General features: G+C 64.6%; 6 protein-coding genes and 3 pseudogenes. 2 read left to right on the top strand and 7 right to left on the bottom strand.

The features are described from left to right. Positions 1 to 189: 189 nt before the first annotated feature. From NV1_RS21220 to NV1_RS21200, 5 genes and pseudogenes are all read right to left on the bottom strand, one after another. Positions 190 to 621: pseudogene (locus NV1_RS21220) on the bottom strand (transposase); the annotation flags it as partial. Positions 622 to 687: 66 nt separating this feature from the next. After that, positions 688 to 1187 (bottom strand): annotated as a pseudogene (locus NV1_RS44600) (IS1380 family transposase); the annotation flags it as partial. A gap of 59 nt (positions 1188 to 1246) precedes the next feature. Continuing rightward, positions 1247 to 2509: an acyltransferase family protein gene (locus NV1_RS21210; RefSeq protein ID WP_067893830.1), complete on the bottom strand. Its 1263-nt coding sequence runs from the start codon at positions 2507 to 2509 to the stop codon at positions 1247 to 1249. Further along, on the bottom strand, positions 2506 to 3390 hold the full coding sequence (locus NV1_RS21205) for an SGNH/GDSL hydrolase family protein (RefSeq protein WP_067893829.1): 885 nt from the start codon (positions 3388 to 3390) through the stop codon (positions 2506 to 2508). Before NV1_RS21205 ends, NV1_RS21210 begins: the two co-directional genes overlap by 4 nt. Positions 3391 to 3542: 152 nt before the next feature. Beyond that, positions 3543 to 4340, bottom strand: a complete 798-nt coding sequence (locus tag NV1_RS21200; RefSeq protein ID WP_067893827.1) for an SGNH/GDSL hydrolase family protein — start codon at positions 4338 to 4340, stop codon at positions 3543 to 3545. A gap of 1380 nt (positions 4341 to 5720) precedes the next feature. On the opposite strand from NV1_RS21200, the gene pspAA reads away from it, so the two are divergent. Further along, the gene (gene pspAA / locus NV1_RS21190; protein WP_067893823.1) at positions 5721 to 6002 is read left to right on the top strand and encodes a PspA-associated protein PspAA; all 282 of its coding nucleotides are present in this window, start codon (positions 5721 to 5723) and stop codon (positions 6000 to 6002) included. 395 nt (positions 6003 to 6397) lie between these two features. Here pspAA and NV1_RS21185 read toward each other — a convergent pair whose 3' ends face one another. Both NV1_RS21185 and NV1_RS46880 read right to left on the bottom strand, forming a co-directional pair. Then, positions 6398 to 7771, bottom strand: coding sequence for a phosphoribosyltransferase family protein (locus NV1_RS21185; protein WP_067893821.1), 1374 nt, complete (start codon positions 7769 to 7771; stop codon positions 6398 to 6400). 275 nt (positions 7772 to 8046) lie between these two features. After that, positions 8047 to 8127: pseudogene (locus NV1_RS46880) on the bottom strand (hypothetical protein); the annotation flags it as partial. Positions 8128 to 8171: 44 nt separating this feature from the next. Here NV1_RS46880 and NV1_RS21180 point away from each other — a divergent pair. Continuing rightward, on the top strand, positions 8172 to 8528 hold the full coding sequence (locus tag NV1_RS21180) for a hypothetical protein (RefSeq protein ID WP_067893818.1): 357 nt from the start codon (positions 8172 to 8174) through the stop codon (positions 8526 to 8528). Positions 8529 to 8645: the final 117 nt, after the last annotated feature.

Here is an 8645-nt window from a genome sequence, read left to right as displayed (position 1 = left end):
GTCCACTTCCTTCAGTGGCGATCGAACGCGGGCGCGGGGATCAGCGATCATCTCGAGTTCATCGCTGGCGAGTTTCCAGTCACGCTGATTTTGATCGGCGTCGGACTAGTGCCGTGTCAAGAAGCCTTCGGTAGGTAATCGGGATGGCGGATCTTTGATCGGGGCTGCTGCACGATGAGGTGACAGTCGTCAGGCAGCCTGTCGGGCTGCTGGGGTCATGATGGTTTCGAATTCGATCGGGGTCAACCGGCCGAGGCGGGCTTGGCGTCGGCGCCGGTGGTAGGTGCGTTCGATCCAGGTGACGATCGCGATCCGTAATTGCTCGCGGGTGTCCCACCGCTGCCGGTCCAGGACATTGCGTTGCAGCAGACTGAAAAAGCTCTCCATCGCGGCGTTATCGCCGGCCGCGCCGACCCGGCCCATCGAACCGGACATGCCGAATCGGTTGAGCGCGTGGACAAACCGCCGGGAACGAAATTGAGACCCGCGGTCGGTGTGCAGGATGCAGCCGGCCACCTCACCACGACGAGCAACAGCGTTGTTCAACGCCGCGACCGCGAGTCCGGACTTCATGCGTGAGTCGATCGAGTAGCCAACGATCCGCGCCGAGAACACGTCCCGAGGTAGTCGCTGGTCTGTCCAGCTTTTCCACTGTTGTTCCCGGCCGTAGGGACGATGTGCGTGGGTTCAGCAGCTCGAGAGCGCGATGGTGGTCGCGTGCCACAATTGCTGCCAGGCGGCGATCCAGGGCCAGTGAGCAAGTGCAGCACAGGTTTTCGCTGTGGTCGTGTGAAACGAGCGGGGACGGCGATGATCTTGCGGCGCAACGTGGCGCCGCGGGCTCTGCCCAAGCGTGGGTCGGCGAGCGTGCCGGCGGCGCGCAGCAGGTTGTGCGCGATCGCCGAGCGCAACACCCAGGCGGAATTCGCGCCGAACCGCCCTGAGGGCATGTGGGCCAGCGGACCGTCGATCGAGTCCGCGAACACGGTCTCGATGACAGCGTGGCGGCGGTGGGTGATATCAGCGTCGACGGTGGATTCGGTGGTGTCAGTGAAGAACGGGTGATACCGCCGGACCGGGAACAGTTCGTCCTGGCGGGCGGCGTCCTTGACACGGCGCACGATCAGCCGGGCGGTGACCGCCTCGGGCTTGGGCGAAGCGGTATAGGCGATTTCGGCAACCTCGGCTGCGGTCCGGCTACGGGCGGTGATCCAGAGTTGGAGTGTTGATAGTTCGCATTATCGGTTCACTCGATGCGGTCGGATCGAGAGCGTGCGAAGCGGTGCATGATCGGCTGGTCGATCCCGTGGTAGAGCGCCGCGGCCGTGGCGGTGGCGAGGCACAGGGTGAGGATCGCGAAACCGGCCCAGCCGAGGATGCCGTATCGGTGGCCGCCGATGATGTACCGGGTGATGAGCACCATGACGGGGAACTGGATGAGGTAGAAGGCATAGGAAATGTTGCCGAGCCACACCATGCGCGGGTGCGCGTTCAGGCTGCAGAGGTCTTGGAGGTCGCGCGTAGCCATGGTGGCTACGACCGCGGTCATGGGGGCCAGGACCAGCACGGACATCTTGTAGTTGACCGGCACCACCCAGGTTGCCGCATAGGCGATGGCCAGCGACAGCAGAGGGAGAGTGAGTTTGGTATTGCGCCAACGGCCTTCGAGCACCATGCGGGCTGCCAGGACGCCCAGAAAGAACTCGGGTAGCCGTGAAAGCGGGAAGGTGTAGCTGAGCCAGTACGAGTGCGGCACCGGGATGTCGGGTTGGGTGAACCATATATGTGAGGCATGGAGTTCGAAGTAGGGCGAGGTGTCGCCGGGAACCAGCCGGGGCGCGAAGGTATTCGCGATGCCTTTGGGGCCTTCGACCCACAGGAAGTAGGCGGTGTGCAATGCGATGATCCCGGCGACGAGCAGCGCAGCGGCCAGCAGCAGCCGGCGGGTGGGGATGCGCTGGATCAGGGGTGACAGCAGCGGAAAGCTCACATAGAACAGCATTTCCGAGGCCAGCGACCAGGACGGCACGTTCAGCCCGCCGACCGTGGACCATTTGGGTACCCATGTATGCACCAGCAGCAGGTTCGGTACCCAGACGACCAGACGTGAGAGCGGCACGCTCGCCACGACGATGAACGCGGCGGCGGCCAGCAGGTGAGTCGGGTAGATCTTGAGCACGCGGCGGCGGTAGAAAGCGCGCACGGACATGCCGGGTCGGAACGACCAGTAGATGATGAATCCGGACAGGACGAAGAAGAAGGTGACGCCCGCCGCCCCCAACTGCATCGGCACCCATTGGTGGATATGGCGGAACAGGTCCGATTTCTGGAAGGGATATACGGGCAGAAACACCAAGGAGTGCAACACGAACACCGCGAAGGCTGCCCACCACCGCGCCCCGGTCAGGGACGGCAGCGCCGGCCGGTGTCGCACATGCTGGGCCGCTGTCGAATCCGCGGTGGCCGTGGTCTGTTCACGAGTCGGTGTGACGTCGGATGGGCTCGTCATCGTGCGTACCTCTGGTAGATCGCGTGCGCCACGACTGCGTCACCCTGTGGTGAGGGGTGGACCGGCAGGCCATCGAGTTCGGTGTTCGGGTCGAAGACGCCGTTGACCCACGGTTGCGGTGAACACAATCCGTGCCCGGTGGTGAGTGCACGGGTATCGAGGAAATCCAGGCCCAGTTGCGCCGCTGCCTCACGTTGAGCCCGGTCGATGCGGTCGAAGTATTCGACGATGGTCCGGCCGCGAGGCTGCGTGAAGTCCACCAGCCCGAAGAAGTCCAGACATACGCTGTGCCGGTCAGCGGCAACGACTTCGGGGTATCCGACGACCACGATGTGCGCGCGGGGCGCGTAGTAGCGAATGTAGCTCACGACATTGCGGATGCGGTCGGCATAGGCTCGCCCGGTTACGCTGCTCGGGTCGGGCAGGTCACCTCGAGCGACGCGGTCGGTGTCACATCCGGCGACGAGGTTGAAGGCGCATTGTTGCATCGCTTCCCACAACGGTCGGCTGGCTGTACCCCAGCGGTCGTTGAGCCCGAATTGCAGTGTCACCAGCTGCGTGCGTGGGCCGAACGCGCCTGCTTGGTCGGCGTCTCGTGCCTCGATCGCCAGGGTGTAGCCGGGGCCCGTGTCGATCGAAGCGCCGAGGCAGGAGGTGTTTGCGACCTGTTCGTCGCCGGATAGGCCCATCAGCTCACTCAATTGTGTGGGCCACGCGGTCTGCCCATGTACGCAAGTGTGCGCGGATGCCCAGGGATTCCAGACGTTGGCGGTGTAGGAGTCACCCAGCACGACCAATCGTTTGCCCTGCTGACTCGGATCGGCGTGAGCGGCCCCGACGTGGACCAGTGTCGCTGTAATCGCGACGACGACGGCGACCAACGATCGTCGACTTCTTGCTGACACGTGAGTCCTCCGACGTAATTGGTGGTTGCGCTCTCCTTGCACACGCATCCGCTGAGGGCCTGTGCCGGGTTCGCGGGCCGGGACTGTCGACCAGCAGATGCGATAGCTGGCTGGGCCGGGCCGCCACATCAGTGGCCGTATCTGTCGTCGAGCGCCTTCGCGACAACGGCATCGCCCCGGCCCGACGGATGGAAGAAGAGTCCGGTGAAATCGGCACGCGGATCGAACACCCCGTTGACCCATGGTTGTGGTGAGCAGAGCCCGTGGCCGGCGGTGAGAGCGCGCGTGTCGAGGTAGTCGAGTCCCAGCAGACGCGCCGATCGCTGTTGTGCTCGGTCGATGCGATCGAGGTAATCGACGACGGCGCGCCCGCGGGGCTGGATGAGCGGTGCGATGCCCAGAAAGCTCAAGCACAGGACATCGGTTCCGGGAGTGAACAATTCCGGATACCCGACCAGCACGATGTGCGCGTCGGGTGCGTAGTAGCGGATATAGGTGACCGCGTTACGCAGGCGCTCCGCCATCACCGGACCGGAGACTCCGTGGTAGTCGGGGATGCGGCCTTGATCCACCGCGTCGGCGTCGCACCCGTCGACGAGGTCGAACACGCAGCCCCGCAGCGACTTCCACAAGGTTTGGTTCGAGTTGCCCCAGTGGTCGTTGAGCCCGAATTGCAGAGCCACCAGTCTGGTGCGTGGTCCGAACGCCCCGGCCTTGTCGGCCTTGGCTGTTTCCTGAGCCAGAGTCCACCCGGGGCCGCTGTCGATCGAGGCCCCCGGGCAGGACGGGTCGACCATGTCGCCGGTTCCGTAGACGTTCATCAGTCGGCCGAGCTGCGCCGGCCAGGCCGTCAGGCCGTGACGCAGGCAACTGTTGTCGGGATCGGTGAAATCCCACGCGTTCGCGGAGAACGAATCGCCAAGCACAACAAGCGTTTTGCCGGACGGAGCCGAGTCCGCATCCGCGCTGACCGTGCCCGTCAGCGCGGTGACGAGTGTCAGCGCAGCGGTACAAAGCCACCGTATGCTGGGGGTGAGCGCCTGAATTTCCCCGCCTCCTCAGTATCCAGCTCGTGGTTCGAACCCGGGCATATTCAGGGTCGGGGCTGCAGGCTTGGGCTTGACCTGCGGGGGAACGGCAGGTTCGGGCGTGGCCGGGCCGGAATCCACCGCTGGGGGCGGCGGTGTCGCCGGTGGGGTTGGCGACGGTGTGAGTGTTTCGCTGGTCGGTTGCGGCGCAACAGTGCTGGTCGGGGAGTTAACCGTGCCGTGGGTATCGACCCGCGGCGCTTCGGATGCTTTGTTGCTACTGCATCCGGTAAGTATGGCAAGCGCAAGGGCGGCACTGATGGCAGCCGTGGTGGTGGTGGTGTGCAGGGCGACCGGATACGGAGGCTTCATCGCTATTTCTCTTTCAGTATGGGCGTCGGAATACCGAGCCGATGCCCTTATCGGGATATAGCCTGTGATCGTGCGTCCCATTGCTGCCGCCTCAGTGTTTTTATGCTGGATTTCGTCATCAGGCTTTCTCGAAGTTTTTTCGGGGGAGTAGGCTGCGGACGCATGCAAATACGGACAACTGCTGTTCCAGAGGCGTATTCTGAGCTAGCTGCCGCATTCGGGAAGCAGAAATTAGGACACTGGGATTCGGTGTCGAATTGGTACCGGCGTCCCGCCTTTCGTTCGCATCATTGCGTATCGGCGGCAATGTTATGTGCTGTCTTCAACGAGAGCAACCAACACTATGCCTACGAACAAGTATTCAGTCGAAATTATCATCTTCTGCCATAAGGGATGGTCACGAACAGACGCTGTCGGCGGCCCGAGAAGCTGGAGATGTATAACTGACCGAATTCACCACCTTTCCTGGACCACGGAGGCTGTTGCAGAAGCGATTGCTGTGTACGAGCTTTGGCTGGGATTATGTGGCGTGTCCAAGTCGTATCGTCCCGTGCTGCGGGGATCAGCCGATGTTGCTGCCGATCGATATGCGCGAGTGGTTACCGCACGATCAGCTGGTCTGGTTCGTGCTGGACACCGTCGAGGTCCTCGACATCCGCGAGTTGGAACGGGCCACCCGGCGGCGCGGGCGGCCCGGCCGTCGCTGTCCGCATCCCGCGCGGCCTCCGGCCCGGTGGCCTCTGGTCGGCCTACAACGACATCGGTGCAGTCATCGCCGAAGGCTGACATCGGCGACCGTGGGCGGAACTGGTCGAGGGCTCTGAACATCAGGTACCAACTGCTCTTCCAGCCAGGGGCAGTGCCGTCGACAGTTGGTGGACAGGCGCGAGCGGAAGGGTCCGTCTCATGATCGTCCAAATTCTCGGCGAGGGCCGATATCGGGTCACCGAAATCGACATCGCTGAACTCGAGGCACTCGATGCGCAATTGTTGGAAGCAGCCGATGCCGCCCAGGACATCGCGTTCACCGGAATCCTGGACCGAATGCGCAAGACCGTGCGCCACGGCGAGGCCCTGATACCCGGTATCGATATGCTGGCTCCGGATCTGGTGCTGCCGGCGGCCGATACCTCTCCGTCCGAAATCCGTGCGATGCTGCAGGACGAGGGCCTGATTCCGGGGCACTGACCGGCTCCGACCGGTCGGTCGGATCGGCACCGGGGTACCGTGAAGGGCTCGTCACCGCAAGGTATTTCATCGGGCTGCATTCCACGCTCACGGCATCGGTGGCGCGATGACGTAACGGTCGACGGCCGCAGAAGTGTGGGCCGGATGGGTGGCACGATCACGACGGGCCGGTTCGGGCTGTGGTTACCGGACCGGCTCAGAGGTCGGCCGCCGCTGACAGTCGGTGGTCAACGAACCAGTTGCAGGCGAGGATAGCGGTCCAATGCAGCATTCTGGCTTCGGAGGAGCGCTGAAATGCGGCACTGGGGAGGGAACGGCGACGGTGGCTCACCCTGGGTGCGCTACGCATCGCTGCATGGCACCTGACTGCCATTGGTCGGCAGAGCCGCTGGGCATCACGACGGTGTTGACGGATTCGGAGTCGGTGTCGACCGGGAGCCGGCGGGCGGCGCGGTGGCTTGCGAGGCCAGCCGACTGGTGAACCAGTCCCGGGCGGCTGTAGCGACGTGCTCGAGCGCACCGGGTTCCACAAACCGGTGGGTGGCGCCTGGCACCACGACCAGCTCGGTCTCGCACGACATGGCTCGCTGGGCAGAACGATTCAGCTCGAGCGCCACCGGATCGTGGCCACCGACGATGAACAGCGTGGGCGCGCGGACAGTGTCCAGCGCGGCCAAGGCGAGATCGGGCCGGCCACCTCGGGACACCAGCGCCGCGATCGCGGTGCTCGGGTCGGCGGCAGCTCGCAATGCGGCGGCAGCACCGGTGGCGTCGCCGAAATACCCGACCGGCAGCCCGGCAGTATCCTCCCGGTGATTCAACCAGCGGGTGACCTCGGTCAACCGTCGTGTGAGCAGCCCGATGTCGAACACTTTGGCACGGTCGACCTCTTCGGCGGGTCGCAGCAGGTCGAACAGCAGCGTGCCCAATCCAGCCGTGCGGAGTTCGGCGGCCAGATAGCGGTTACGAGGGCTATGGCGGCTGCTGCCACTGGCGTGAGCGAAGATCACCATGCCACGCGGGTTCTCGGGGATGGTGAGCTGCCCGGCCAGTTCCACCTTGCCGGCCGCGAGCCGAACCTCCGCGCCATGCGGCACAGGTTCGACCTTCGCAGCCGGTTGCGGCGCGGGCAGACCGGTTGCGGCCCGATGCAGCAACTCCGCCGCCTCATCGTCGCTGACCTGCCGGAAATCGTGATAGCTCTGGCCGACGGCGAGAAACCAGATCAGGGTCTCGAGGCAGATCACCCGGTCGGCTTCGCCGGCCAGCGAATCGAGTGCGTCGCGGGCCGCGACCGGTACGGCCACCACCACGCGCGAGGCGCCCTGTGCCCGGGCGACGCGGCACGCGACACGGGCGGTGGCCCCGCTGGCGATACCGTCGTCGACGATCAGCGCCATGCGGCCGTCGAGCGAAATACGCGCGCGTCCGCGCCGGAACACCTCGAGGTGACGGGTCAATTCCCGGCGCTCGTGAAATTCCACCGCAGCCATGGCTTCCTCGTCGAGCGCCGCGCGCCGCACCACGTCGTCATTGACGATCCGCACGTCGTCCTCACCGATCGCGCCGAACGCGATCTCGGGCTGATACGGCAGTCCGAGCTTGCGCACCGCGATCACATCCAGCGGCGCCCCCAGCGCCCGAGCAACCTCGAACGCGACCGGAACTCCGCCCCGCGGCAGACCGAGCACGACCACATCCGCACCGCGCAGGAACCGCACATTTGCCGCGAGCTGACGGCCGGCGTCAGCGCGATCGCGGAACAGCATCGTAACCACCTCCGGACTGGTCTATCTGTCCCCGGTCACACCTCGAGATGGTGTGAAATGAGACCTGTACCTGAACAGCCGTGGACCGTTCGAGTGCGTAGGGCACATGAATGCGCCACAACTAGGCCGATGACGTCAGGCAGAGCCGCACACGGCCTCGACGAATTCGCCGATCTTCTGTTCGGGCAGACCGAGGGCAATATCCCCCTTGGTGATGATGCCGACCAGTTGGCCGGTGGCGTCGAGCACCCCGGTAGCCGCCGGACCGGAAGCGCGCTGATATCGCGGTCACGCATACGCCGCGAAGCTTCGGTCAGTGCGGTATCGGTGGTGACGGTCTCGACACCGGTGTGCATGATCTCATGAGCAGTGGTCACTATCTCCTCCTCGAGCATGGGACATGCGAAACAGCCACCCGACCATCCTCGGCATCGGCCCCCGGGTGCGGCAGGGCCAGAGGACCCGCAACCGACACGACATCCGCACTACTCTGCCGGGACAGGTCGTCTCACAGCGAATTCGAGGAGCCACCCGAACCCGCCCCGGTCGCGCGTTGATCATCAATTCCAGTCACGAATTCGCACGCCGACTGCACGCCCGCACTCCGGCAAAGATGAAAACAAGTCCGAAGTTGCTGACGCTCGGTGATCGGCTCACAACTGCCGCCGCGGTGCTTGCCCATCACGACATCAAGCGGGCGCCGGTCCGGGACGAGACCGGTGAACTGGCTATCGGTCTATCCAAGGCCGGCTTTTGAGCCGGTTCCCCGAAGTTCGAACCGCGTTCAGACAAGACCGCCCAGCAGATCCGCTTCGCGCTACAGCCGCCAACGTGCTCCCGCTGAGTTTCTCCGCGCGGAGCACGCCCGAATCCG

This window comes from Nocardia vaccinii NBRC 15922, from assembly GCF_001613305.1.
Lineage (GTDB): Bacteria > Actinomycetota > Actinomycetes > Mycobacteriales > Mycobacteriaceae > Nocardia > Nocardia vaccinii.
Note: the sequence above shows the minus strand (reverse complement) of the source record. Positions and strands in the feature narration are given on the sequence as shown.

Bases quoted from the DNA above. Each gene is read 5' to 3' on its own strand.
- pspAA (WP_067893823.1), top strand. From the start codon at position 5,721: ATGATCGTCCAAATTCTCGGCGAGGGCCGATATCGGGTCACCGAAATC.
- NV1_RS21180 (WP_067893818.1), top strand. From the start codon at position 8,172: ATGCGAAACAGCCACCCGACCATCCTCGGCATCGGCCCCCGGGTGCGG.
- NV1_RS21210 (WP_067893830.1), bottom strand. From the start codon at position 2,509: ATGACGAGCCCATCCGACGTCACACCGACTCGTGAACAGACCACGGCC.
- NV1_RS21185 (WP_067893821.1), bottom strand. From the start codon at position 7,771: ATGCTGTTCCGCGATCGCGCTGACGCCGGCCGTCAGCTCGCGGCAAAT.